Here is a 23,015-nt window from a genome sequence, read left to right as displayed (position 1 = left end):
GGCTGTTCCCGAGTGGGCTGATCTTCATCGGTCGGCTCTCTTCTTCCGGATCCAACGGGGTGGTGGTGGGGTCGGTGAGGTGTCCTCGGAGATCGGCACCCGGCTGCTCGCGGAAGGGACGCGCCCTTCCCTCCACATCCGGCAAGCGCTTGCTACGGAGGTGCGACATTGCGGCTCCCAACAGGCGGACGAACGGCTGACGAACGCTGACGAACGACGGACGAACGACGGACGGTGACCCTCAGGGGGCCGCGGTGACTCGGAAACGCGTGAAGGTGGCGGCCCCCGCGTGCCCCGCGCCGGACGGCGCGAGCGCGAACAGGCCCAGCAGGGCGCCGGTCCAGCGCCGGCCGGTCGCGGCGAAGACCTGCCCCAAGGGCTGCCGGCCGCCGCCGACGTCGTAGGAGAAGCGGCAGCGGGCTCCCGCGCCGATCTCGATCCACAGCCGGGCCCGGCCCTCGGGCGCCGGGCGTGCCGAAGCGGCGTCCCGCTCGCCCTCGCACCGCCCCGAGCGCACGGCGGGCGCCCCGACGGCCGCGGTCTCGGCGAACCGGTGCACGAGCCGAACCGATCCGCCCGGCCCGCGCTGAAGCCCGATCCAGCCGAACGCGTCCCCGAGCACCACGAGCCCGGCCCGCGCCCCGGGCTCCTCGCCGCCGAGGCGCAGGTCGACCTGGACGGTGGCCGCCGCGCCGGGCATCCGCTGGGTGAGGACGTGCGGCAGTCGGCGCAGGTCGTGGGCGTCCGCCGTACGGACACAGGTCAGCCGCAGTCCGTCGCCGGAGTGCTGGGTGGCCCAGCCGTCCTGGGGGTTGGCGGTCCACTGCCACTGGCGCCCGAAACGGCCACCGGGGAAGTCGTCGTCGGTGGCGGGCGCGGACGGCGGCTGGTCCGGCAGGTCCGGCTTGCGGTGGACGCCCACGGGGGCACCCCGGTCGCCGAGCACCGGCCAGCGGTCCGCGCCCCAGCGCATCGGCTGGAGGTGGACCACCCGCCCGTAGGCCCCGCGCTGCTGGAAGTGCACGAACCAGTCCTCGCCCGCCGCCGTGCGCACCCAGCCGCCCTGGTGCGGGCCGTTGACGCGGGTGTTCCCCTGTTCCAGCACCACCCGCTCCTCGTAGGGCCCGAAGAAGCCGCGCGACCGGAAGGCGCCCTGCCAGCCGGTCTCGACTCCCCCGGCGGGCGCGAAGATCCAGAACCAGCCGTCGTGGCGGTAGACCTTGGGTCCTTCGAGGGTGAACCAGCCGGGGATCAGGTCGGCGTCGACGATCACCTTCCCCTCGTCGAGCAGGGCGGTGCCGTCGGGGCACATCCGGTGTCCGGTGAGCCGGTTCTTCACTCCCGAACGGGACTTGGCCCAGGCGTGCACGAGATAGGCCTCGCCGGTCTCCTCGTCCCACAGCGGGCAGGGGTCGATGAGCCCCCGGCCCTCCTTCACCAGGTGCGGCCGGGTCCAAGGGCCTCTGATCTGCGGGGCGTTGACCTGGAAGATGCCATGATCGGGGTCGCCCCAGAAGATCCAGAAGCGGTCGTCGTGATGGCGCAACGCGGGCGCCCACACACCGCGGTCGGGCTGGGGATTCCTGAACTCGCCCGCAGGCTCAAGGCGTTGGAGGGCGTGGCCGACGAGGGTCCAGTTCACCAGGTCCCGGGAGTGCAGCAGCGGCAGGCCGGGGGCGCGGCCGAAGCTGGAGGCGGTGAGGTAGAAGTCGTCGCCGACGCGGAGCGGATCGGGGTCGGACCAGTCGGCGTCGAGGACGGGGTTGCGGTACGTGCCGTCACCGAGGTCGGCGGAGGGCAGGGCCATCAGGGGCTCACCGCCTTGCGGACCAGCGCGGCGGCCCCGGTCCGGTCGAGGGCGCCGTCGGCGACGACGGTGACGACCCGGCGTACGAGCGTGTCTCCCGCCGCGACGGTGAGCCGCCGGTCGGAGGCGAGCGAGGAACCGACGCCCGGGTACTCGGCGGCGCGGACGAACCACGGGTCGCGGCGGGTCCCGGCGGTCGCCCCGGCGAGGACGAGCGTCCAGCCGGCTCCCGCGAGGGCGAGCCAGTCGGCGGGGCGCGCGTGCACCGCTTCCTCGCCCTCGGCGTCGGCGGTGAACACGCGCGGGGCGTCCTGTTCCTTGGGGGCCCGCCAGAAGAAGCCTCCATAGGCCGCGCCGGGCCGTCCGTTGGTGGCGGGGCTGCCGATCGAGAGGCCGCGCCCGGTGATGTTCGTGAGCGAGAAGGTGAAGTCCAGTGCCCAGGCGCTGTCGGTGAGGGCGACGGCCGCGACCGTACGGCGTTCCCGCAGCAGTTCGGCGCCCGCGGCCGTCCAGCGCAGCTCCTCCACGAAGCCGTCCGGGTCGCGCAGTTGGAAGCCGGTGTGCCGCTGGATGCCGTGATTGTCGAGCTCGGCCGGCCCCTGGTCGCGGACGTAGGTGCGTCCGCCCCAGAAGTTGTGCCCCTCGACGTCGGGTACGGCCACACCGACGCCGAGGTGGTGTGTGTGATCGGCCGGACCGGTCTCGGTGACGGCCGTGCCGGCCAGGGTGGTGACGGGGTGCAGGTACGGGCGCGGCGAGAGCCGGGCCGGCAGCGCGGGCCGGGTGACGTAGCGGGCGACGGGGCGGCCACCGATCCGCAAGGCCATCGAGTCGTCGTTCATCCGGAGCTCACCTCTTTCGGGCGCGCCCAGGAGGCGCCGAGTTCGGAGTAGAGGGCGAGGGTGTCGGCGGCGGCCGCGACGAGTCCGTCGATGCCGGGCACGACCCGGCGTCGTTCGCCGGGGACAGTCCGCCAGGCGGCCGGAGGCAGTGCGACCGGGTCGGGGGCCTGCCGGACGGCTTCGACGACCTTCATGAAGGCGCCCGTCGAATCGGGCGTGACCAGCAGGTCGGCGCCGCCGGTCAGATGCCCGGCCAGGTTCTCCAGCAGGTCGGTGCGGCCGTACCGGATCTCCTCGGGGCCGTGTCCGGACCGCTGCACGAGCACCCGGTCCTGCTTGTACCAGAAGGTGATCCGGCCGCCCGTGCCGTGCACCAGGACGTACGGTTCGCCGGGGCGTTCGGCGCAGAGTGTGGCGGCGACGGTGATCCGGCCCCCGGTGGTCGTCACCCGTACGCACGAGGTGTCGTCGGACTCGATGTCGTTGGCGCGCAGCAGTTCGGTCCGGACGGCGGTGACGTCCTCGGCGCGGGTCGAGCCGTCCAGCGCGAGGGCCGTGGCGACGGCGTGGGCCAGCGGGTTCGTCAGGACCCCGTCGACGACGTCGGCGCCGTCGAGCCGGCGCCTGCCCGCCCAGGGCGCGCGACGGAAGTAGGCCTCGTCGCGGACCCAGGCGCCGGCCCCGCCGATTCCGGTGACCCGGCCGAGCACGCCCTCGGTGATCATCTTCCTGATCGCCGGCACCGCGTGCGAGCCGAGCGACTGGAAGCCGATCTGGCAGACGGCTCCGGACGCCGCGACGCCGTCGGCCATCCGCCGGAACTCGGCGTAGGAGGGCGCGGGCGGCTTCTCCAGGAGCAGGTGGACGCCCCTGCGCGCGGCGGTCAGCGCGAGGTCGGTGTGGGTGGGGATGGGGGTGCAGATCACCGCGACGGCGGCGCCGGTGGAGTCGAGGAGCGCCCCGAGGTCGGCGGACTGCTCGACGTGCTGTCCGCCCAGTTCCTCCTCGGTGAGCGGGTTCAGCTCGCAGACCCCGGCGAGGCGCACCAGGCCCTTGTCCTGGAGCCGGCGGATGTTGTCCAGGTGCCAGCGGCCGTGGCCCCGGGCCCCGGCGAGGACGATGGGCAGCGGCGTGCCGGCCGGGTGCCGGTCGCGGCCCTGGCGCGAGGGGGTGGTCATCCCTTCACCGCCCCGGCGCTGAATCCGGTGATCAGCCATTTCTGGATGAAGGCGAAGACGACGACCACGGGGACGGCGGCGATGATGCCGCCCGCGGCGAGCGCGCCGAGGTCGACGCTGTCGGAGCTCAGCAGGGTGTTGAGGCCGACCGGGATGGTCTGCTTGCTCTGGTCGCTGAGGAACATCAGGGCGAACAGGAAGTGGTTCCAGGCGTGTACGAAGGCGAAGGAGCCGACGGCGATCAGTCCTGGCCGCAGCAGCGGGAGGACGACGATCCGGAAGGCGTCGAAGCGGTTGCAGCCGTCCACCCAGGCGGCCTCCTCCAGGGTGTAGGGCACGTTCCGGATGAAGCCGCTGATGAGGATCATCGACAGCGGCAGCTGGAAGACGGTCTCGGCGATGACGACGCTGACCAGCGAGTTGATCATCCGGAGTTCGGCGAAGATCTGGAAGAGCGGGACCAGGAGCAGGGCGCCCGGCACGAACTGGGAGCAGAGCAGCGCGAGCATGAAGCCGCGCTTGATCCTGAAGTCGAAGCGGGCGAGCGCGTAGCCGCCGGCGAGCGCGACGAGCGTGGTCATCACCAGGGTGGCGACGGCGATGATCACGCTGTTCTGGAAGTAGGTCCCGAAGCTGCGCTCGGTCCACACCTTGTCGAAGTGGTCCAGCGTCATGGGCCAGGGCACGAGGGAGGTGGATCCGGCGGGGCGCAGCGCGAAGAGCAGGATCCAGTAGAACGGGACCAGGGTGAAGAGGAGGTACGCGCCCAGGGGGACGTAGATCTGCCAGCGCGGGGCCTCGTCCCAGGCGCGCCGTTTCCTCGCCGCGCGCGGGCGTGGTTCCTCGACGGGCGGGGCGGCGGGTGCGGCCGGGGCGATGGTCCCGGCGTCCTTGGTGATCACTTGTCCCCGCCTCCGAACTTGCTCAGCCGCAGATAGACGATCGAGCAGAACAGCAGAATCACGAACGCGACCGTGGTGAGGGCGGAGGCGTAGCCGAAGTTGTGGGCGTCGACGCTGGTGTTGGCGATGTAGAGCGGGAGGGTCGTCGTCTCGCCCGCGGGTCCGCCGCCGGTGAGGGTGTAGAGCAGGTCGACGTTGTTGAACTCCCACACGGCGCGCAGCAGCGTGGAGAGGATGATCGCGTCCTTGAGGTGCGGCAGCGTGATGTGCAGGAACTGGCGGAGGCGGCTCGCTCCGTCGACCTCCGCGGCCTCGTACAGGTCCTTGGAGACGGACTGGAGGTCGGCGAGGATCAGGATCGCGAAGAAGGGGACCCCGCGCCACAGGTCCGCGACCACGGCCGCCGGGAAGACGGTGGAGGGGTCCGAGAGCCAGCTCGTCCCGTACGAGCCGATGCCCGCGTCGGCGAGGTAACGGGTGATGCCCGTCTGGGAGTTGTAGAGCAGCACCCAGATCGCCGAGGTCAGCACGCCGGAGACGGCCCAGGGCGAGAAGACCAGCGCGCGCCCGGCCGCCCGGCCGACGAAGGTCTGGTTGACGATCAGCGCGAGCGCCAGGCCGAACAGGAGCTGGAGGCCGACCTCGACGACGACCCATTTCGCGCTGAAGGTCAGCGTGTCCCAGAACTGGGGGTCGTCGGTGAAGGCGTGCGTGAAGTTGCCGAGGCCCGCGTAGCCGTTGCGCCATGGTTTGGTCGGGTTGTAGTTCTGCAGGCTGTAGTAGAAGACGCTGATGACGGGGTAGGCGATGAAGCCCAGCATCAGCAGCGCCGCCGGGGCGATCAGCAGATAGGGCAGCCTGCGCGGGGTCGCGGAGGCACGGTGCCGCCGGGGTGGCGCGGGCGGTTTCGCCACGGCTGCGGCTTGGGCCATGACTGTTCTCCGTTCGCAGTGGGGCAGATACAGCGAGTGCAGGAAGCGCTTGCTAAGCGCTCATGGGTCGGGCGGTGCCTTCCGTGTGCGGTCGTGGGGGGCCTCAGCCGGCGTAGGGGTCCGGCACCTTGCCCGGGCGGGCCAGGAACGCGAAGTCGCAGCCGGTGTCGGCCTGGGTGATCTGGTCGTTGTAGAGCGCGCCGTAGCCGCGTTCGTAGCGGGCGGGCGGCGGAGTCCACGCGGCCCGTCTGCGCTCCAGCTCCGCGTCGTCCACGTGGAGCCGGAGCGAGCGTGCCGCGACGTCGAGGGTGATCGGGTCCCCGCTCCGTACGAGGGCGAGCGGGCCGCCGACGTGGGACTCGGGTGCCACGTGCAGCACGCAGGTGCCGTAACTCGTGCCGCTCATCCGGGCGTCGGAGATCCGCACCATGTCCCGGACGCCCTGCTTCAGCAGATGGCCGGGGATGGGCAGCATCCCGTACTCGGGCATGCCCGGGCCGCCCTTGGGGCCGGAGCCCCGCAGCACGAGGACGCTGTCCGCGGTGATGCCGAGCGACGGGTCGTCGATGGTCCGCTGCATCGTGCGGTAGTCGTCGAAGACGACGGCGGGACCGGTGTGCTTCAGCAGGTGCGGCTCGGCGGCGATGTGCTTGATGACGGCGCCGTCGGGGCAGAGGTTGCCGCGCAGGACGGCCACTCCGCCCTCGGCCGCGACCGGGTTGTCCCGGGTGCGGATGACGTCGTCGTCGTGGACCCGGGCGCCCGCGAGCTGCTCGCGCAGGCTGTCGTGGGACACCGTGGGCCGGTCCAGGTGCAGCAGGTCGGTGATCCGGGACAGGAACCCGGGCAGGCCGCCGGCGAAGTGGAAGTCCTCCATGAGGTACTTCTGTCCGCCGGGCCGGACGTCGGCGAGGACGGGCACGGTCCGGGCGATCCGGTCGAAGTCGTCCAGGTTGAGGGTGACACCGGCCCGTCCGGCCATGGCGATCAGATGGATCACGGCGTTCGTCGAACCGCCGATGCCGAGCACCGTCGTGACCGCGTCCGCGAAGGCCTCCGCGGTGAGGATGTCGGACAACGTCCGGTCCTTGTGGACGAGTTCGACGATCCGGAGTCCCGCCGCGGCCGCCATCCGGTCGTGTCCGGAGTCGACGGCGGGGATGCTCGACGCGCCGGGGACGGTGACGCCGAGCGCCTCCGCGGCGGCCGTCAGCGTGGACGCGGTGCCCATCGTCATGCAGTGCCCCGGCGACCGGGCGAGCCCGCTCTCCAGCTCGGTCATCTCGCAGTCCCCGATGAGACCCGCGCGCTTGTCGTCCCAGTACTTCCACATGTCGGTGCCGGAGCCGAGGACCTCGTTGCGCCAGTGGCCCGGGAGCATGGGCCCGGCGGGCACGAAGACGGTCGGCAGGTCGACCGAGGCGGCCCCCATCAGCAGCGCGGGCGTGGTCTTGTCGCAGCCGCCCATCAGCACGGCCCCGTCCACCGGATACGACCGCAGCAGTTCCTCGGTCTCCATCGCGAGCAGGTTGCGGTAGAGCATCGGGGTCGGCTTCTGGAACGTCTCGCTCAGCGTGGACACCGGGAATTCGAGCGGGAATCCGCCGGCCTGCCACACTCCCCGCTTGACGGCCTGGGCGCGGTCCCGCAGGTGCACATGGCACGGGTTGATGTCGGACCAGGTGTTGAGGATCGCGACGACCGGCTTGCCCAGGTGCTCCTCGGGGAGGTAGCCGAGCTGCCGGGTCCTGGCCCGGTGGCTGAACGAGCGGAGCCCGTGGGTGCCGTACCACTGATGGCTTCTGAGATCCTCGGGCCGTTTCACAGGGACCATCCGGCGGCTATGGCGGCGACCTCGGACCGCTCGTTCGCGGTCAGCGGCCGGCTCGGCGGGCGCACGTCACGACGGCACAGGCCCAGCGAGGAGAGGGCTTCCTTGACGACGGTGACGTTGTTGGCGGAGGCGTCGGCGGCGCGCAGTTCCTCGAAACGGCGGATCCGCTCCCAGACCTTCATCGCGGCCGGGTAGTCGCCGGACCGGAGCGCCTCGATCATGTTCAGCGAGACGGCCGGGGCGACGTTCACCAGGCCCGAGGTGAACCCGGTGGCGCCGGCGGAGAAGTACGAGGGGGCGTAGGGCTCGGCGAGTCCGGCCACCCACACGAACCGGTCGAGGCCGGCGTCCCGCGCGAAGGACGCGAAGCGCGCCGCGTCGGGGACGGCGTACTTCACGCCGACGACGTTCGGGCAGGCGTCCGCGAGTTCGGCGAGCCGTGAGCCCGCGAGCACCGGATTGCGGATGTACGGCACGACGCCCAGCTCCGGAACGGACTCGGCGATCGCCCGGTGGTAGTCGACCCAGCCGCCCTCCGAGACGTAGGGATGCACGGGCTGATGGACCATCACCATCGGTGCGCCGAGGGAGCGGGCGTGCCGTGCGGAGGCGACGGCGGTGGGCAGGTCGTGTCCGACGCCGACGAGGACGGCCGCGCGGTCGACGGCCTCCTCGACGGTCAACTCGGTTATGGTGCGGCGCTCTTCGGGGGTGAGGGCGTAGAACTCGCCGGTGTTGCCGTTGGGGGTGAGGGTGCGGACGCCGCCGTCGATGAGCCGGCGCAGCAGGGCCCGGTGGGCGTCCCGGTCGATCGTGCCGTCCTCGGCGAAGGGTGTCACCGGGATCGCCACGACCTCGGCGAGTGCCGCCCGCTGGGTCTCGAACGTCGCTGTCATTCCTGTCCGTCCTCTTCCCGGCCCTGCGGGAAGGCCCGTCGTACGAACGAGGCGATGTGCGCGTGCAGTGCCGCGGCCGCGCCGTCGGCGTCACCGTCGAGGGCGAGGCGGAGGATCTCCCGGTGCTCGCTCGCCTCCCGCTCCCAGGAGGGGTCGGAGGCCCAGGCGACCGCCGAGACGAGGGCCGCCTGGTCGCGCACCTCGTCGAGCATCCGGCCGAGCAGCGGGTTGCCGCAGGGTGCGTACAGGGCGCGGTGGAACTCCCGGTTGGCCAGGGACCGTTCGGCGGTGTCGGCGGCGCCGTCGGCACGGGTGAGCGCGTCGCGGGCGGCGTCCAGGGACGCCTTCCGGCGCACCACCCGCCGCAGCGCCTCGGGTTCGAGGAGCAGCCTTACGTCGTACACCTCGCGCGCCATGTCCGCGTCCACCATGCGCACCGTGACGCCCTTGTACTGGTTCATCACGACGAGCCCGGTGCCGGCCAGGGTCTTGAGCGCCTCGCGCACCGGGGTCTTCGACACCCCGAACTGCGCGGCGAGGTCGGTCTCGACCAGGGCCTGTCCTGGGGTCAACTGCCCGGTGAGGATGCGGTGTTTGATCCCCTCCAGCACGAACTGCGTGCGGGACGGGATCGGGGTGGGCACAGAGGTCATGCGCGCCTCTCTGGTCTCACGTCTCGGATCACGGGAGGCGGGCGCCGGCCGTGGACGCCGGTTCCCGATCTCGTGTATCGCGTCTCATATATGACGTACGAAGTACGACGCGTTGAAGGTAGGAGCGTGACCGTGTTTCGTCAACGCTTCCGGCAAAGGAAGTTGTGGAGACTCGCGGGACGCGGGGGGCCGCTGGGCCCGGACCTGCCGGATCCCTTCGCGTGGCGGCCGGCGCGAACCTCCCGGATCCCTTCGCGTGGCGGGCCGGCGCGAACGGCCGCTCGGCACACCCTGGGGCGAGGCGCTTCGGATGTTCGCTCGCGCGATGCGGTCCCGGGGTACACGAACGGGCCGCCCGCTCGGCGGGCGGCCCGTGACGCGTCGAGGGGCGCCTGGACGCGTGTGCTCGCGTGAACAGATCTTCCGTTACGGCTTCCAGTCCGGGTCACGGCCGCTGAGGCCGATCACGCGGTCGAGGAGCGGTGCGTCGTCGGACACCGGGACGACGGGACCGAAGATGCCCCCGACGCGGGTCGGGTCGTCGGCCACGCCCGTGAGGAACTGGTGCGTCACCCGCAGGGCGGTTTCGTCGGGTGCGTAGTCCTGGCCGGTGGCCCGCGCGAGGTCCCAGCCGTGCACGACCAGTTCGTCGGCGGCGACGGCCGCCGCGACCTCGGCCGGGAGTGTCACTCCGCCCGCCCGGGTCGTGCCGGTCCAGGCTGCCGGGTCCCGCCAGGCGTCGGCGAGTTCGTCGAGCGCCTTCGGCAGGGCCTCCCGCCAGCCCGGCTCGATGTCGGGCACGGCGACGGTGGGGCTGGTGTCGGTCGTCGGGCCCAGGTCCTTGCGCCCGGCATCGCGGAAGGCGACGGCCAGTCCGGCCAGATGCCCGAGCAAGTTGTGCACCGCGTACTGCGGACAGGGGGTCGCCCCGTCGAGCTGCGCGTCCGTGACACCCTCAGCGAGGCGCGCCACGACGAGGGCCTGCGGCCCGAAGTCGAAGGTCTGGCCGGTCATCCGATTCTCCTCAGTACGCGTATTCGTCTGCTTGTCCGGTTCGGGGACCCACGGGACCATGGGTCGCTCCCGTGAGCGGGACCCGTCGAGGCACCTTCGCTCGCGAGTCCCGCGGGATGGGCCCTCGGGGTACACCCGTGAGCCAAGCCCACCGGTGTACCCGTGGGCGCACACCCGTGAGCGCAGCCCACCGGTGCTCCCGTGGGCGCACACCCGCGAGCGCAGCCCACCGGTGCACCCGTGGGCGCACACCCGCGAGCGCAGCCCATGGGGCGGGCCCGTGGGTGCACTCCCGTGGGGTAGACCCCGTCCGTACCGGAAACTCATCGGTTCCCAGGACCGAAGGTTGCCGCACCGGGTCGGCCGGACGGCCCCGCATCCGGCCGCCCGCTCCTCCGTATGCAGCAGCGGCGCAGGCGGGCGGATCACCGGGGACCGAAGCTGGGCGTGCCCTGGCCCCGCCCGACTCGGGAGACCCCCCATGTCACTGCCCCGCCGCCCCCGGCTCCGTACGTCCCTCGGCGCCCTGCTGGCCGCCGCCTGTCTGACCGGCGCCGTGTCCGGACCGGCCGACGCCGGTTCCGGTTCCGGCTCCGGCTCCGGTTCCGGGTCCGCGGACCGCGACCGCGACCGCGCCCTGCGGCAGCAGCTCGAAGAGCTGGTGCGCAGCCCCGGCGGCCCGCCCGGAGTCATCGCCGTCCTGCGCCGCGGCGGCGAGTCCCGCATCGTGCGCGCCGGGGTCGCCGACCTGGACGGCGGACGTCCGATCGACCCGGACGACCACACGCGGATCGCGAGCACGGCGAAGGCGTTCAGCGGTGCCGTGGCCCTGCGCCTGGTGGACCGGCGCGCGCTCTCCCTCGACGACACGATCGGCCGCCGGCTGCCGTCCCTGCCCCGGCAGTGGCGTGCCGTGACGCTGCGCCAGCTCCTGAACCACACCAGCGGGCTGCCCGATTACTCACAGGACCCCGAGTTCCTCAGGATCCTCACCGCCGATCCGCGCCACCACTTCGACTCGCGCCGGCTGCTCGACTTCGTGGCCGGGGAACCACTGCTGTTCCGGCCGGGATCGAAGTACCAGTACTCGAACTCGGACAACATCGCGGTCGCGCTGATGGCCGAGGCCGTCACGGGCCGGCCCTACGAGCAGTTGCTGCGGGACCTCGTCTACCGGCCGCTCGGCCTGCGCGACACGAGCCTCCCGCAGGGCTACGAGCTGCCCGAGCCGTACATGCACGGTTACGACGTCACACCGCCGAATCCCCCGGAGGACGTCAGCGAGGCGCTCAGCGCGTCGGGCGTGTGGGCGTCGGGCGGGATCGTCTCGACCCCGGCGGACCTGACCCGCTTCATCCGCGGATACGCGGGCGGGGCGCTGATCTCGAAGGCCACCCTGCGCGAGCAGCGCCGATGGATCGACGGGGCCTCCGAGCCGGCGGGTCCCGGCGGGAACAAGGCGGGAGCGGCGATCTTCCGCTACTCCACCCGCTGCGGAGTGGTCCTCGGCCACACCGGCAACTTCCCCGGCTACACCCAGTTGATCGCCGCCACGCCGGACGGCCGGCGGTCCCTGACGTTCACGCTCACCACCCAGGTGAACAAGACGAACAAGCCCGCGCTGCTGGAGCGGCTGCGGACGGTCGAGGAGAACTTCGTCTGCGCGCTGCTGAAGGACTGACGCGTGCCGGCGGGCGCCCGGAGAGTCCGGGCGCCACTCCCCGCAGAGCGTTCACCTTCACCTCGTTGCAACATCCTGACCTGTAGACGTTGCGTTAGAGCCGGAATCATTGCAATGAAATCTCGGCATCCACCTGCAAGAACAACAGAAATACGCAACAAGCATGTTGCCCGATCCTCGAATGCAACGTAGCGTTTCCAATGTCAGAAACACAGGAACGCACGCGACGCAGACCATGGAGAGCATCATGCAGAAGTTCGACACCACCGCCCCCGTCTCCGCGATCATCGACATCCCGGCGGGACACATCCGCTTCATCGCCGCCGACCGCACCGACACCACCGTCGAGGTCCTGCCCGCCGACGCCTCCAAGGGCCGCGACGTGAAGGCGGCGGAGCAGACCGAGGTCTCCTACGCCGACGGCGTCCTGCGCGTGGAGATCCCGGGGGCGAGGAGCCGGGGCCTCGGCCCGTCCGGGTCCGTCGACGTGACCGTGCGGCTTCCGGCCGGCTCCCGTGTCGAGGCGAAGGCGGCCGCCGCCGAGTTCCGCGGCGTGGGACGGCTCGGCGAGGTCACCTTCGAGGGCGGCCACCGCTCGGTCGAGCTCGACGAGGCGGACAGCGTCCGCCTGACCGGCCTCGACGCCGACATCTCCGTCGGCCGCCTGCACGGCCCCGCCGAGATCAGCACGCAGAAGGGCGACCTGACCGTCAGCGAGGCCGCAGGCGGAACGCTCACGCTGAGCACGCAGATGGGGGACATCACCGTCGGCGCCGCCCCCGGGGTCTCCGCCGTCCTGGACGCCGGCACCACCCTCGGCCGGATCAGCAACTCGCTCACGAACACCGGCGCCACCCCCGGCCTGACGATCCACGCGACCACCGCCCACGGCGACATCACCGCCCGCACGGTGAAGGGCTGAAGGCACGACCCGCTCCACCCCCTCCGCCCCCGTCCGGGGCAGCGGGGGCGGAGCGATGAGGTCCCGCGGCAGGGCCGAGGAGTCACAAGCCCCCTCTAGGTCGTGTCCAGCCCCGCCAACGCCCCCCGCACGGCCTCCAGATCGGCGTCCGAGGCCAGCCCCGCGTGATACAGCCGCAGTTCCGTGGCTCCGAGCTCGGCCGCGCGGGCCGCGTCGGCCGCCAGACCGTCCGGCCGGCCCCCCATCCCGGACACCACGGTGAAGTTGGCGGCCAGCACCTTCCCCCGCGCCCCCGCCCGCACCACGTCCGCGAACGGCGTCAGCGGGCCCGCGCCTCCGGTGCACGGCACGACCACACCGTCGGCCACGGACAGGATGTGCCCGGGGTCCACCCCGGCGTTGGCGCCGCAGTGGAAGGAGACCGGGTCGGCGTGCAGCAGCACCTGGAACCCGGCCGGCGCGGCGGAACGGACCGCCGAGACCGTCTCCTCCTGGAGCGAGCGGGCCACCTGGTCGCGCCAGGCGCGGGTGGCCGCCGCGGTCCCCGCCCCGAGCAGCTTCTCCACCCCGGCCCAGCCGCCACCGGACGGCTCCCCCCGCCAGACCGGCTCCAGCGCCCCGCGCACGAAGGACGCCAACTCCTCGGCGTCCAGGCCCTGTCGGCCGTAGCCGTCCGCGCACACAGCGCAGAAGCAGAGGGACATCAGATACTGCCCGGCGTCCCCGAGCGGCACCCCGCCGGTCTTGTCGTGGGCGTGCAGATGGGCGAGCCCGTACCAGCCGAGCGACTCCAGTTCCGTACCCGTGGCACCGGGCCGGACCGCGGCCTCCACCGCGAGGTCGGCCAGGTAGGCGCGGGTGGCGGGCTGGGCGACGCAGGGGGCCCAGGGGTAGCGGTCCCCATGGGCGTTGACGACGGAGGTCGCCGGATGTTCCTCCCCCATACGGGAGTTGTGCGCGAGCACGACCCAGGTGTGGACGTCGAGCCCCGCCCCGGCGAGCGCGGCGGCGGCCTCGCCGTACGCGTCACCGGGCGCCCAGTCTCCGGCCGGGTACGGACGAAGGTCCCGGCCCCGCCACCGCGCCTCGTCCACGGGGAAGAGCACGGCGGCGTGCGCGGCGGTGACGATCCGGTGCCGCGGATGGCGGGGGGTCAGCGCGCGCGTGGAGTGATAGGCGGACGCGAGCGTCACCTGGCGGACGCCGAGAGCCGCGGTCCTGGCGGCGGCCTCCGGGTCCCCGTCGACGTCCCAGGGGTAGAGGAACGCGGACGTCCTCACCTGCCCTCCTCGATGAGCGCGTACCCGCGGTCGATGAGCTGCGCGAGCTGCTTGACGTGGTCCTCGGCCGGTTCGTGCAGCGGGGGCCGGACTTCGCCGACGTCCAGTCCGCGCAGCCGCACGCCCGCCTTGACGAGGGCGACCGCGTAGCCGCGCCCCCGCGCCCGCAGGTCGACGAAGGGCCGGTAGAAGCCGTCCAGCAGCCGGTTCACCGTGGCGTCGTCCCCGGTGTTCAGGGCGCGGTGGAAGGCCAGCGCGACCTCGGGGGCGAAGCAGAAGACCGCCGAGGAGTAGAGCGTGATCCCCAGTCCCCGGTAGGCGAGCCCGGTCAGTTCGGCCGTCGGCAGACCGTTGAAGTAGAGGAAGTCGCCGGGCGCCTCGCTGCGTACGGCGCTGACGATCCGCTGCATCAGGTCCAGGTCGCCGAGCCCGTCCTTGAAGCCGATGATCCCCTCGGTGCGGGCGAGTTCGACCACGCTCGCGGGAGTGAAGACGGCGTTGTCGCGCTGGTAGACGATGACGTCGAGGGAGGTGGCGGCGGCGATCTCCCGGTAGTGCCTGAGCAGCCCCTCCTGCCCGGCCGTCACGAGATACGGCGGCATGGCGAGCAGCCCGTCGGCCCCGGCGGCCTCCGCGAGGCGCGCGTAGCGCACGGCGAGAGCGGTTCCGTATCCGGCGCCCGCGATCACCGGGACGCGTCCCTCGGCCGCCTCCACCGCGGCTCGTACGCAGGTCTCGAACTCCTCGGGCACGAGCGCGTGGAACTCGCCGGTGCCGCAGCAGGCGAAGACCGCCGCCGCGCCCGCCTCGACACCGCGCCGGACATGCTCCCGGTAGACGCCGGGGTCGACGGTGCCGTCGGGGCCGTACGCGGTGACGGGGAAGAAGAGCGGCCCGCTGGGGATGCTCAGCCGAGCGGCAAGAGGGGCTGACGTCACGGACTCTCCCTTAAAAGGTGCCCATCGAGTGCATGTTTCTGATCCATGTCCATATCTCTGAACTTGCCCACGCTAAGCCGCCGCCTCGGGGCCGGTCAAGCACGCAAACCCGCGACTCGAAGGCGGATTTCCCCCCTCCGCGCGACACTTGACGCGGCACGCCGACGCTCCTTAGCGTGTCCATGAATGTGAATGACATACACGCATACGACTGACTGGCAGAGTCCCGCCAACTGCCCCGCCGACCGCCCGCGGCACCCGGCCCCGACATCCCCGCCCGCACGGAGGAGACCCCCATGCCCGCTCCCCGCACCGTTCTGCTCACCGGCGCCGCCGGCGGACTCGGCACCCTGATGCGCGGGCTGCTGCCGGAGTACGGCTACGAGCTGCGCCTGCTCGACATGCTCCCGGTCGAGGGTGAACCGGAGGCGATCACCGCGGACCTCGCCGACCGGGCGGCGCTGCGCGAGGCGGTACGGGGCGTCGACGCGATCGTCCACCTCGCGGGCATCTCCCTGGAGGCCTCCTTCGACAAGATCCTCAAGGCCAACATCGAGGGGACGTACAACCTGTACGAGGCGGCGCGCGAGGAGGGCGTACGCCGTGTCGTCTTCGCCTCCTCCAACCACGCGGTGGGCTTCACCCCGCGCCCGGTGGGCGACGGCCCCCTGATCCCGGTCGACACCCCGCGCCGCCCCGACACCTTCTACGGGCTCTCCAAGTCGTTCGGCGAGGACCTCGCCCAGCTCTACTGGGACAAGCACGGCCTGGAGACCGTCTCGGTGCGCATCGGGTCCTGCTTCGCGGAGCCGACGAGTGTGCGCATGCTCTCGGTGTGGATGAGCCCCGAGGACGGCGCCCGCCTCTTCCACGCAGCCCTGACCGCGAAGGATGTGGGTCACTCGGTCGTCTACGGCTCGTCCGCCAACACCCGTCTGTGGTGGGACCTTTCGTCGGCGCGGGCCCTCGGCTACGAACCGCGCGACGACTCCGAGCCGTACGCGGAGAAGCTCATCGCCGAACAGGGGGAGCTCGACCCCGCCAACCCGGACCACGCCCACCTGGGCGGGCACTTCACGACGCACCCGCCGATCTGGCCGTACTGACCACGGCCGAAAGGCGGGGACGACGGGCGGACAGCGGTCCGCCCGGCGCAGGAACGGGCGGACAGCGGACCGCCCGGCGAGGGAACGGGCGGAGAGCGGAACCGCCCGGCGAGGGGCGGGCGGGCAGCGAACGGGCCCGCCCGCCCCCGCGTTCGGGCACGACCCCTGCCCGATCCCACCGCTCCCCCCGCTCCGCCCCAGGTCCGCCGCGGGCGGCCGCGGCGCCGAACGGGCACAGCCGGGCAGCATCGGGCCCGCAACAGGCCTGGTCAGTGACGGACACCCGCTGTAGAACTTCCCTCATGGGCCCCACCGGGTCCGAACGGGCAGTGCGCGACGGTGCGCGAGGGAGCGGGTGACGGGATGACGGACAGGACGGCGGAGGAGCGGCAGCGAGAGATCGTCCGGACCGCCCGCCGCACGGGCTCGGTCGAGGTCACCGGACTCGCCGTCGAACTGGGCGTCGCGAAGGAGACCGTACGACGGGATCTGCGCACCCTGGAGAACCACGGGCTGGTGCGTCGCACCCACGGCGGCGCCTACCCCGTGGAGAGCGCCGGTTTCGAGACGACGCTCGCCTTCCGCACCACGAGCCATGTGCCCGAGAAGCGCCGGATCGCCGCCGCCGCGGCCGAGTTGGCCCGGGACGCCGAGACCGTCTTCGTCGACGAGGGGTTCACCCCGCAGCTCATCGCCGAAGCCCTGCCCAGGGACCGGCCGCTGACCGTGGTGACCGCCTCCCTCGCCACCGCCGGGGCGCTCGCCGGGGCCGAGAACACGAGCGTCCTGCTGCTCGGCGGCCGGGTCCGCCCCGGCACACTCGCGACCGTCGACCACTGGACGACGAAGATGCTCGCCGGCTTCGTCATCGACCTCGCGTTCATCGGCGCCAACGGCATCTCCCGCGAACACGGCCTCACCACCCCCGACCCGGCGGTCAGCGAGGTCAAGGCGCAGGCGATCAGGGCCTCCCGGCGCACGGTCTTCGCCGGTGTGCACACCAAGTTCGGCGCCGTCAGCTTCTGCCGGTTCGCCGGCATCGGCGCCCTGGAGACGATCGTGACCAGCACCCTTCTCCCGGCCTCCGAGGCACACCGCTACTCACTGCTGGGCCCCCAGGTCATCCGCGTCTGAAAGCCCTGCCGCCCCAAGCCCCCGACGACCGACCACCCGCTCCCCCCTCTCCCCCTCTCCCCCTCTCCCCCGGCCCCAGGGTCGCTCCCAAGGCACCCCCACACCTCACCCCACCCCAAATCTTCCTGTTCCTTCCTGTTCTTCCCTGTTCTTCCCATCCCCAGGAGTGATCCATGCGAACCCCGAGCCGGCGGAGGCCGCGCGCACTGCTCGCCGCGGCCGCCGCAGGGACGCTGCTCTCCCCGCTCCTCTCCGGCTGCTGGACCGGAGCGGGCGGGTCGGGCTCCGGCGGGAACTCCATCAACGTCCTGATGGTCAACAACCCGCAGATGGTCGAGCTGCAGAAGCTCACCAAGGCCCACTTCACCCGGGAGACCGGCATCAAGGTGAACTTCACCGTCCTGCCGGAGAACGACGTCCGCGACAAGATCAGCCAGGACTTCGCCAACCAGGCGGGACAGTACGACGTCGCCACCCTCTCCAACTACGAGATACCGATCTACGCCCGCAACGGCTGGCTGCACGAGATGGACTCGTACGTCCGCCAGGACAGCGGATACGACGAGCGGGACATCCTCCAGCCCATGCGGCAGTCGCTGACGGCCGCCGACGGAAAGCTCTACGGGCAGCCGTTCTACGGCGAGTCGTCCTTCCTGATGTACCGCAAGGACGTGTTCGCCGCGAAGGGCCTGACGATGCCCGCGCACCCCACCTGGCAGCAGGTCGCCGGCCTCGCGGCGAAGGCGGACGGCGCCGAGCCCGGTATGAAGGGCATCTGCCTGCGCGGTCTGCCCGGCTGGGGCGAGGTCATGGCCCCGCTCACCACCGTGGTCAACACCTTCGGCGGCACCTGGTTCGACAAGGACTGGAAGGCACGCCTGGACTCCCCCGAGTTCGAGAAGGCCACCAGGTTCTACGTGAACCTCGTCCGCGAGCACGGCGAGTCCGGCGCCGCCCAGTCCGGCTTCGCCGAGTGCCTGAACAACATGACCCAGGGCAAGACGGCCATGTGGTACGACGCCACCTCCGCCGCGGGCCTGCTGGAGGCCAAGGACTCCCCGGTCAGGGGAAAGCTCGGCTACGTCCCGGCCCCCGTCGAGAAGACCGGGTCCTCCGGCTGGCTCTACACCTGGGCCTGGGGACTCCAGAAGGCCTCGCACAACCCGGACAAGGCCTGGAAGTTCATCTCCTGGGCCTCCGGCAAGGGCTACGAGCAACTGGTCGGCGACACCGCCGGCTGGTCGAACGTCCCGGCGGGCAAACGCGCTTCGACGTACACGAACGCCGCCTACGTCAAAGAGGCCGCGGCCTTCCAGGACATGACCCGCCAGGCCATCGAGGGTGCCCGGCCGCGCGACCCCGGCGTCCAGCCGCGCCCCGCACCCGGCATCCAGTTCGTCGGCATCCCCGAGTTCACCGACCTCGGCACCAAGGTCTCCCAGGAGATCAGCGCGGCCATCGCCGGACGCCAGTCCGTCGACGCGGCCCTGAACACGTCCCAGGAACTCGCCGAGAACATCTCCAAGGAGTACGAGGGCCGATGACCGCCACGACAACGGCCCGCGTGGCCGCTCCCCCCGTACGCACCCACGGCCGGCCGTCGGCCCGGCTGCGTGCCTGGGCCGCCCGCGGCCCCCTGCTCCCGGCCCTGATCTTCATGATCGCGGTGACGCAACTGCCCTTCGTGGCCACGCTGGTGATCTCGTTCTTCGACTGGAACGCCCTCTACCCGAAGGCCCGCCGCTTCACCGGCTTCGGCAACTACACGGAGGTGCTGACCGACGCGGGCCTGCGGCACTCCGTCTGGACGACGGTCCTGCTGACCGTCACCGTGGTCCTCGTCAGTCTCGTCCTCGGCCTGGTCCTCGCCCTGCTCCTGGACCGGCGGTTCCGGGGCCGCGGCATCGTCCGCACCCTGCTGATCGCACCGTTCCTGGTGGTCCCGGTCGCCGCGGCCCTGCTGTGGAAGCACGTGCTGTACAACCCCGAATACGGCCTGCTGAACGGTCTGCTGCACTACGTGGGCGGCCCGGCGCCCGACTGGATCTCGGACACCCCGCTGCTCGCGGTCGAGGCGTCCCTGGTCTGGCAGTGGACCCCGTTCATGATGCTGATCCTGCTCGCCGGCCTGCAGAGCCGCGACCACCAGCAGATCGAGGCGGCGCGCGTGGACGGCGCGAACGACTGGCAGGTGTTCCGCCATCTCACCCTCCCCCACCTGCGCCGCTATCTCGAACTGGGGGCGCTGCTGGGCTCGATCTACATCGTGCAGAACTTCGACGCGGTCTTCACGATCACCTCCGGCGGCCTGGGCACCGCCAACCTGCCCTACACCGTGTACCAGAGCTTCTACCAGGCCCACGAGAACGGCCTCGCCTCCGCCGCGGGCGTTCTCGTGGTCATCGGCTCCATCGTCATCGCGACCTTCGCGCTGCGCGTGGTGTCGTCCCTGTTCCGCGAGGAGGGGTCCCGCTGATGAGTACCACCACGACACGCCTCCGCCCCCGCCGCGCCAGGGGAACCGGCTTGGGCCTGGCCGCCTGGGCGCTCGGCATCCTGTTCTTCCTGCCCATCGCGTGGATGGCCCTGACGTCCTTCCACTCCGAACCGGACGCGGCGAAGAACCCGCCGGCCTTCGGCGCGGCCCTGACCCTCGACGGCTACCGGGAGTTCTTCGGCACGGGCGGCGGCGCGAGCCCCTGGCCCGCGCTCGTCAACTCCACGGTCGCGTCGGTGGCCTCGACCCTCCTCGTCCTGCTGCTGGCCTTCCCGGCGGCGTACGCCCTCTCGATCCGCCCGGTGAAGAAGTGGACGGACGTCCTGTTCTTCTTCCTGTCGACGAAGATGCTGCCGGTCGTGGCGGGCCTCCTCCCGATCTATCTCTTCGCCAAGAACACCGGCACGCTCGACAACATCTGGCTGCTGGTCGTCCTCTACACCTCGATGAACCTGCCGATCGCGGTGTGGATGATGCAGTCGTTCCTCGCCGAGGTCCCCGTCGCGGTGATCGAGGCGGCCCAGCTCGACGGCGCCCGGCTGCCGACCGTCCTGGGCCGTGTCGTGGCCCCCATCGCCCTCCCCGGCATCGCGGCGACGGCCCTGATCTGCTTCATCTTCAGCTGGAACGAGCTGCTGTTCGCCCGGGTGCTCACGGGTGTGGTCGCCGGGACCGCCCCCGTCTTCCTGACCGGATTCATCACCAGCCAGGGCCTGTTCCTGGCGAAGGTGTGCGCCGCGTCGCTCGTCGTCTCCCTTCCGGTGCTCGCCGCGGGGTTCGCCGCCCAGGACAAACTGGTCCAGGGCCTGTCGCTCGGAGCCGTGAAATGAAGGCCGCAGTCATCGAGTCCGTGGGCCGTGCCGTCGTGGCCGAGGTCCCCGACCCGACGCCGAGCCCCCGCGAGGTCGTGGTCGAGGTCGCCGCCTGCGGCCTGTGCGGCACCGACCTGCACATCCTCCAGGGCGAGTTCGCGCCCGAGCTGCCGATCGTGCCGGGCCACGAGTTCGCGGGCACGGTGGTCGGCGTCGGCACCCGGGTGACCGAGCTCGCGGTCGGCGACCGGGTGGCCGTCGACCCGTCCCTGTACTGCCACGAGTGCCGCTACTGCCGTACGGGCCACAGCAACCTCTGCGAGCGGTGGGCCGCGATCGGCGTGACCACCGCGGGCGGCGCCGCCCAGTACGCGACCGCACCCGTCGCCAACTGCGTGAAGCTCCCCGAACACGTCGCCACCCAGGACGCGGCCCTGATCGAACCGCTCTCCTGCGCCGTCCGCGGCTACGACGTCCTGCGGTCCCGGCTCGGCGCCCACATCCTGGTCTACGGCTCCGGGACGATGGGCCTGATGATGCTGGAGCTCGCCAAGCGCACCGGCGCGGCGAGCGTGGACGTCGTCGACGTGAACCCCGAACGGCTGGCCACCGCCCGGCTGCTAGGCGTCTCCGCGGCCGCGGCGAACGCCGACGAGCTGGACCGCCCCCAGGGCTGGGACGTGGTCGTCGACGCGACCGGGAACGCGGCGGCGATCCAGGACGGGCTGGACCGGGTGGCGAAGGCGGGGACCTTCCTCCAGTTCGGCGTGGCGGACTACGCGACCCGGGTCACCGTAGACCCGTACCGCATCTACAACCAGGAGATCACCATCACCGGTTCGATGGCCGTCCTGCACAGCTTCGAACGCGCGGCGGAACTCTTCGCCGCGGGCGTCCTCGACCCGTCCGTCCTCATCAGCGACCGCCTCCCCCTGACGAGCTACCCGCAGGCACTGGAACGGTTCGCGTCGGGCGTGGGCCGCAAGATCGTCGTAGTGCCCTGAGACTCATGTGCCCGGAACCGGACGACCGGCCGCCCCCACCCCCACCCCCGGAAGGCCACGCCTCCCCCTCCCTCTCCCCCCTCCTTCCCCCTCTTCACCCTTGGGTAAGGGAACGGTAAAGCCCCCCCGCTCGTTACCCCAGTCATGACAGCTATGACGCCCGGCTCGAACATCCCTCTCCCCGTCTCCCGCGTGACGGTGGACGTCACCGCCCCGGTGCGGCTCGACGTTTCGAGCCTGCTGCTCACCGCCGACGGCAAGGTGCGCTCCGACGACGACTTCATCTTCTACAACCAGCCCACCGGCCCCGGTGTCACCTACCGGTCGGGCGGCGGCACCGCGCCCGACGCGATCACCGTCGACACGGCCGCGGTGCCCCCGGGCATCGAGAAGATCGTCGTCACGGCGAGCCCCGACGCGGCGGGGCAGTCGTTCCAGGGCATCGAACCGACGGCCACGATCCGCAACGCGGCGGACAACACGGTCCTGGCCAGCTTCACCCCGCCCCGGCTGGGCACGGAGACGGCCCTCGTGATCGTCGAGATCTACCTCCGCAACGGCGTCTGGAAGGCCCGCGCGGTCGGCCAGGGCTACGCGAACGGCCTGGCGGGCATCGCCACCGACTTCGGCGTGAGCGTGGAGGAGCCCGCCCCGGCCGCCCAGCCCTCCCCCACGGCCCAGCCCCCGGCCCCGGCCGCGGACCCCCGCTTCTCCGCCCCGCAGTCCCCGGCCGCTCCCCCGGTCCCGCCCATGCCCCCGGCGCCGCCCGCCGCCGCCCCCGGCAAGATCAACCTGGACAAGGGCCGGGTCAGCCTCCAGAAGAACCAGACGGTGTCCCTGGTCAAGGGCGGTGCCCCGCTGCTCTCCAAGGTCCAGATGGGCCTCGGCTGGGAGCCGGCGTTCCGCGGCAAGGACATCGACCTGGACGCCTCGGTCATCGCGTACGGCCCGCAGCGCAACCACATCGACAGTTGCTACTTCGGCAAGCTCTCCATCGTGAACGGCGCGATCAAGCACTCCGGCGACAACCTCACGGGCGAGGGCGGCGGGGACGACGAGGTGATCACCGTCGACCTCGGCCGTCTTCCCCAGGAGGTCACCGGCCTGGTCTTCACGGTCAACTCCTTCTCCGGCCAGAAGTTCACCGAGGTGGCCAAGGCCTACTGCCGCCTCATCGACGCCGCCAGCGGCGAGGAACTCGTCCGCTTCGACCTCACCAACGCCGAGGCCCAGACGGGCGTGATGATGGCCAAGCTGATCAAGCAGTTCTCCGGAGAGTGGGACATGACGGCGATGGGCAACTTCGTCAAGTCCCGCACGGTCCGCGGCATGGTGAAGCCGGCAGCCGAGTCCCTCTGACCCACGGCGCCCCCCATGGCCGGGGGCGAGAATCCGGCCCGGTTCCGGCACCCCGTTCCCCTCGCCCCCTCCGCCCCTACCCGACCCATACCCTGGGGCTCCGCCCCAGACCCCGCTCCTCAAACGCCGGAGGGGCTAAAATTTCGCACCCGCAGCCGGGATCCGGCGCGAGGGGACGTGCCGGTACATCGATGCCCGTCGCCACCGACGCCCACCCCTCACCC

At 71.8% G+C, this 23,015-nt stretch carries 20 protein-coding genes; 9 read left to right on the top strand and 11 right to left on the bottom strand.

Annotated elements, in window-relative coordinates; genetic code table 11:
• Positions 1-241 precede the first annotated feature (241 nt).
• The 9 genes from ACFXGX_RS36385 to ACFXGX_RS36345 form a co-directional block, all read right to left on the bottom strand.
• On the bottom strand, positions 242-1,807 hold the full coding sequence (locus ACFXGX_RS36385) for a family 43 glycosylhydrolase (protein WP_384800421.1): 1,566 nt from the start codon (positions 1,805-1,807) through the stop codon (positions 242-244).
• Positions 1,807-2,649, bottom strand: a complete 843-nt coding sequence (locus tag ACFXGX_RS36380; protein ID WP_384800418.1) for a PmoA family protein — start codon at positions 2,647-2,649, stop codon at positions 1,807-1,809. Before ACFXGX_RS36380 ends, ACFXGX_RS36385 begins: the two co-directional genes overlap by 1 nt.
• A complete protein-coding gene (locus ACFXGX_RS36375) occupies positions 2,646-3,827 on the bottom strand; it encodes a Gfo/Idh/MocA family protein (protein WP_384800415.1) in 1,182 nt (393 codons plus the stop codon). Before ACFXGX_RS36375 ends, ACFXGX_RS36380 begins: the two co-directional genes overlap by 4 nt.
• Positions 3,824-4,729: a carbohydrate ABC transporter permease gene (locus tag ACFXGX_RS36370; protein WP_384800412.1), complete on the bottom strand. Its 906-nt coding sequence runs from the start codon at positions 4,727-4,729 to the stop codon at positions 3,824-3,826. Before ACFXGX_RS36370 ends, ACFXGX_RS36375 begins: the two co-directional genes overlap by 4 nt.
• Entirely contained in the window at positions 4,726-5,661 is a 936-nt protein-coding gene (locus ACFXGX_RS36365) for a carbohydrate ABC transporter permease (RefSeq protein WP_384800409.1), read from the bottom strand. Before ACFXGX_RS36365 ends, ACFXGX_RS36370 begins: the two co-directional genes overlap by 4 nt.
• 103 nt (positions 5,662-5,764) lie before the next feature.
• On the bottom strand, positions 5,765-7,495 hold the full coding sequence (gene araD / locus ACFXGX_RS36360; RefSeq protein WP_384800406.1) for an L-arabinonate dehydratase: 1,731 nt from the start codon (positions 7,493-7,495) through the stop codon (positions 5,765-5,767).
• On the bottom strand, positions 7,483-8,391 hold the full coding sequence (locus ACFXGX_RS36355; protein ID WP_384800403.1) for a dihydrodipicolinate synthase family protein: 909 nt from the start codon (positions 8,389-8,391) through the stop codon (positions 7,483-7,485). The genes araD and ACFXGX_RS36355 overlap by 13 nt, the downstream gene beginning before the upstream one ends.
• Complete coding sequence (locus ACFXGX_RS36350; protein WP_384800400.1) at positions 8,388-9,044, bottom strand: GntR family transcriptional regulator; 657 nt, start codon at positions 9,042-9,044, stop codon at positions 8,388-8,390. The genes ACFXGX_RS36355 and ACFXGX_RS36350 overlap by 4 nt, the downstream gene beginning before the upstream one ends.
• 426 nt (positions 9,045-9,470) lie before the next feature.
• Complete coding sequence (locus ACFXGX_RS36345; RefSeq protein WP_384800397.1) at positions 9,471-10,058, bottom strand: TIGR03086 family metal-binding protein; 588 nt, start codon at positions 10,056-10,058, stop codon at positions 9,471-9,473.
• A gap of 481 nt (positions 10,059-10,539) precedes the next feature.
• Here ACFXGX_RS36345 and ACFXGX_RS36340 point away from each other — a divergent pair, with 481 nt between their 5' ends.
• Complete coding sequence (locus tag ACFXGX_RS36340; RefSeq protein WP_384800394.1) at positions 10,540-11,739, top strand: serine hydrolase domain-containing protein; 1,200 nt, start codon at positions 10,540-10,542, stop codon at positions 11,737-11,739.
• A 247-nt stretch (positions 11,740-11,986) separates the two neighbouring features.
• On the top strand, positions 11,987-12,661 hold the full coding sequence (locus ACFXGX_RS36335) for a hypothetical protein (protein WP_384800391.1): 675 nt from the start codon (positions 11,987-11,989) through the stop codon (positions 12,659-12,661).
• A gap of 95 nt (positions 12,662-12,756) precedes the next feature.
• On the opposite strand, the gene ACFXGX_RS36330 is transcribed toward ACFXGX_RS36335, so the two are convergent.
• Positions 12,757-13,941 carry a hypothetical protein gene (locus ACFXGX_RS36330; RefSeq protein ID WP_384800388.1) on the bottom strand — a complete coding sequence of 395 codons (1,185 nt, stop codon included), beginning with the start codon at positions 13,939-13,941 and terminating at the stop codon, positions 12,757-12,759.
• On the bottom strand, positions 13,938-14,879 hold the full coding sequence (locus ACFXGX_RS36325) for a 5-dehydro-4-deoxyglucarate dehydratase (protein WP_384800385.1): 942 nt from the start codon (positions 14,877-14,879) through the stop codon (positions 13,938-13,940). The genes ACFXGX_RS36330 and ACFXGX_RS36325 overlap by 4 nt, the downstream gene beginning before the upstream one ends.
• 296 nt (positions 14,880-15,175) lie before the next feature.
• Here ACFXGX_RS36325 and ACFXGX_RS36320 point away from each other — a divergent pair, with 296 nt between their 5' ends.
• The 7 genes from ACFXGX_RS36320 to ACFXGX_RS36290 all read left to right on the top strand — a co-directional run bounded on the left by ACFXGX_RS36320 (position 15,176) and on the right by ACFXGX_RS36290 (position 22,791).
• Positions 15,176-15,985 (top strand): NAD-dependent epimerase/dehydratase family protein, encoded by an 810-nt coding sequence (locus ACFXGX_RS36320; RefSeq protein ID WP_384800382.1) that lies wholly within the window; start codon positions 15,176-15,178, stop codon positions 15,983-15,985.
• 363 nt (positions 15,986-16,348) lie between these two features.
• A complete protein-coding gene (locus tag ACFXGX_RS36315; RefSeq protein WP_384800379.1) occupies positions 16,349-17,119 on the top strand; it encodes a DeoR/GlpR family DNA-binding transcription regulator in 771 nt (256 codons plus the stop codon).
• 173 nt (positions 17,120-17,292) lie between these two features.
• Positions 17,293-18,663, top strand: a complete 1,371-nt coding sequence (locus tag ACFXGX_RS36310) for an ABC transporter substrate-binding protein (RefSeq protein WP_384800376.1) — start codon at positions 17,293-17,295, stop codon at positions 18,661-18,663.
• Positions 18,660-19,595 (top strand): carbohydrate ABC transporter permease, encoded by a 936-nt coding sequence (locus ACFXGX_RS36305; protein ID WP_384800373.1) that lies wholly within the window; start codon positions 18,660-18,662, stop codon positions 19,593-19,595. Before ACFXGX_RS36310 ends, ACFXGX_RS36305 begins: the two co-directional genes overlap by 4 nt.
• Positions 19,595-20,446, top strand: coding sequence for a carbohydrate ABC transporter permease (locus tag ACFXGX_RS36300; protein WP_384800370.1), 852 nt, complete (start codon positions 19,595-19,597; stop codon positions 20,444-20,446). The genes ACFXGX_RS36305 and ACFXGX_RS36300 overlap by 1 nt, the downstream gene beginning before the upstream one ends.
• On the top strand, positions 20,443-21,432 hold the full coding sequence (locus tag ACFXGX_RS36295; protein WP_384800367.1) for a zinc-dependent alcohol dehydrogenase family protein: 990 nt from the start codon (positions 20,443-20,445) through the stop codon (positions 21,430-21,432). Before ACFXGX_RS36300 ends, ACFXGX_RS36295 begins: the two co-directional genes overlap by 4 nt.
• A 153-nt stretch (positions 21,433-21,585) precedes the next feature.
• Complete coding sequence (locus ACFXGX_RS36290; protein WP_384800445.1) at positions 21,586-22,791, top strand: TerD family protein; 1,206 nt, start codon at positions 21,586-21,588, stop codon at positions 22,789-22,791.
• Positions 22,792-23,015 lie beyond the last annotated feature (224 nt).

The sequence above is a fragment of the Streptomyces sp. NPDC059371 genome (assembly GCF_042751995.1).
GTDB lineage: Bacteria > Actinomycetota > Actinomycetes > Streptomycetales > Streptomycetaceae > Streptomyces.
The sequence above is the reverse complement of the archived record's forward strand: the minus strand, read 5'-3'. Positions and strand labels throughout refer to the sequence as shown.

Coding starts and splice junctions, on each gene's coding strand:
- ACFXGX_RS36385 (WP_384800421.1), bottom strand. CDS start 1,807: ATGGCCCTGCCCTCCGCCGACCTCGGTGACGGCACGTACCGCAACCCC.
- ACFXGX_RS36380 (WP_384800418.1), bottom strand. CDS start 2,649: ATGAACGACGACTCGATGGCCTTGCGGATCGGTGGCCGCCCCGTCGCC.
- ACFXGX_RS36375 (WP_384800415.1), bottom strand. CDS start 3,827: ATGACCACCCCCTCGCGCCAGGGCCGCGACCGGCACCCGGCCGGCACG.
- ACFXGX_RS36365 (WP_384800409.1), bottom strand. CDS start 5,661: ATGGCCCAAGCCGCAGCCGTGGCGAAACCGCCCGCGCCACCCCGGCGG.
- araD (WP_384800406.1), bottom strand. CDS start 7,495: ATGGTCCCTGTGAAACGGCCCGAGGATCTCAGAAGCCATCAGTGGTAC.
- ACFXGX_RS36355 (WP_384800403.1), bottom strand. CDS start 8,391: ATGACAGCGACGTTCGAGACCCAGCGGGCGGCACTCGCCGAGGTCGTG.
- ACFXGX_RS36350 (WP_384800400.1), bottom strand. CDS start 9,044: ATGACCTCTGTGCCCACCCCGATCCCGTCCCGCACGCAGTTCGTGCTG.
- ACFXGX_RS36345 (WP_384800397.1), bottom strand. CDS start 10,058: ATGACCGGCCAGACCTTCGACTTCGGGCCGCAGGCCCTCGTCGTGGCG.
- ACFXGX_RS36340 (WP_384800394.1), top strand. CDS start 10,540: ATGTCACTGCCCCGCCGCCCCCGGCTCCGTACGTCCCTCGGCGCCCTG.
- ACFXGX_RS36335 (WP_384800391.1), top strand. CDS start 11,987: ATGCAGAAGTTCGACACCACCGCCCCCGTCTCCGCGATCATCGACATC.
- ACFXGX_RS36320 (WP_384800382.1), top strand. CDS start 15,176: ATGCCCGCTCCCCGCACCGTTCTGCTCACCGGCGCCGCCGGCGGACTC.
- ACFXGX_RS36315 (WP_384800379.1), top strand. CDS start 16,349: ATGACGGACAGGACGGCGGAGGAGCGGCAGCGAGAGATCGTCCGGACC.
- ACFXGX_RS36310 (WP_384800376.1), top strand. CDS start 17,293: ATGCGAACCCCGAGCCGGCGGAGGCCGCGCGCACTGCTCGCCGCGGCC.
- ACFXGX_RS36305 (WP_384800373.1), top strand. CDS start 18,660: ATGACCGCCACGACAACGGCCCGCGTGGCCGCTCCCCCCGTACGCACC.
- ACFXGX_RS36300 (WP_384800370.1), top strand. CDS start 19,595: ATGAGTACCACCACGACACGCCTCCGCCCCCGCCGCGCCAGGGGAACC.
- ACFXGX_RS36295 (WP_384800367.1), top strand. CDS start 20,443: ATGAAGGCCGCAGTCATCGAGTCCGTGGGCCGTGCCGTCGTGGCCGAG.
- ACFXGX_RS36290 (WP_384800445.1), top strand. CDS start 21,586: ATGACGCCCGGCTCGAACATCCCTCTCCCCGTCTCCCGCGTGACGGTG.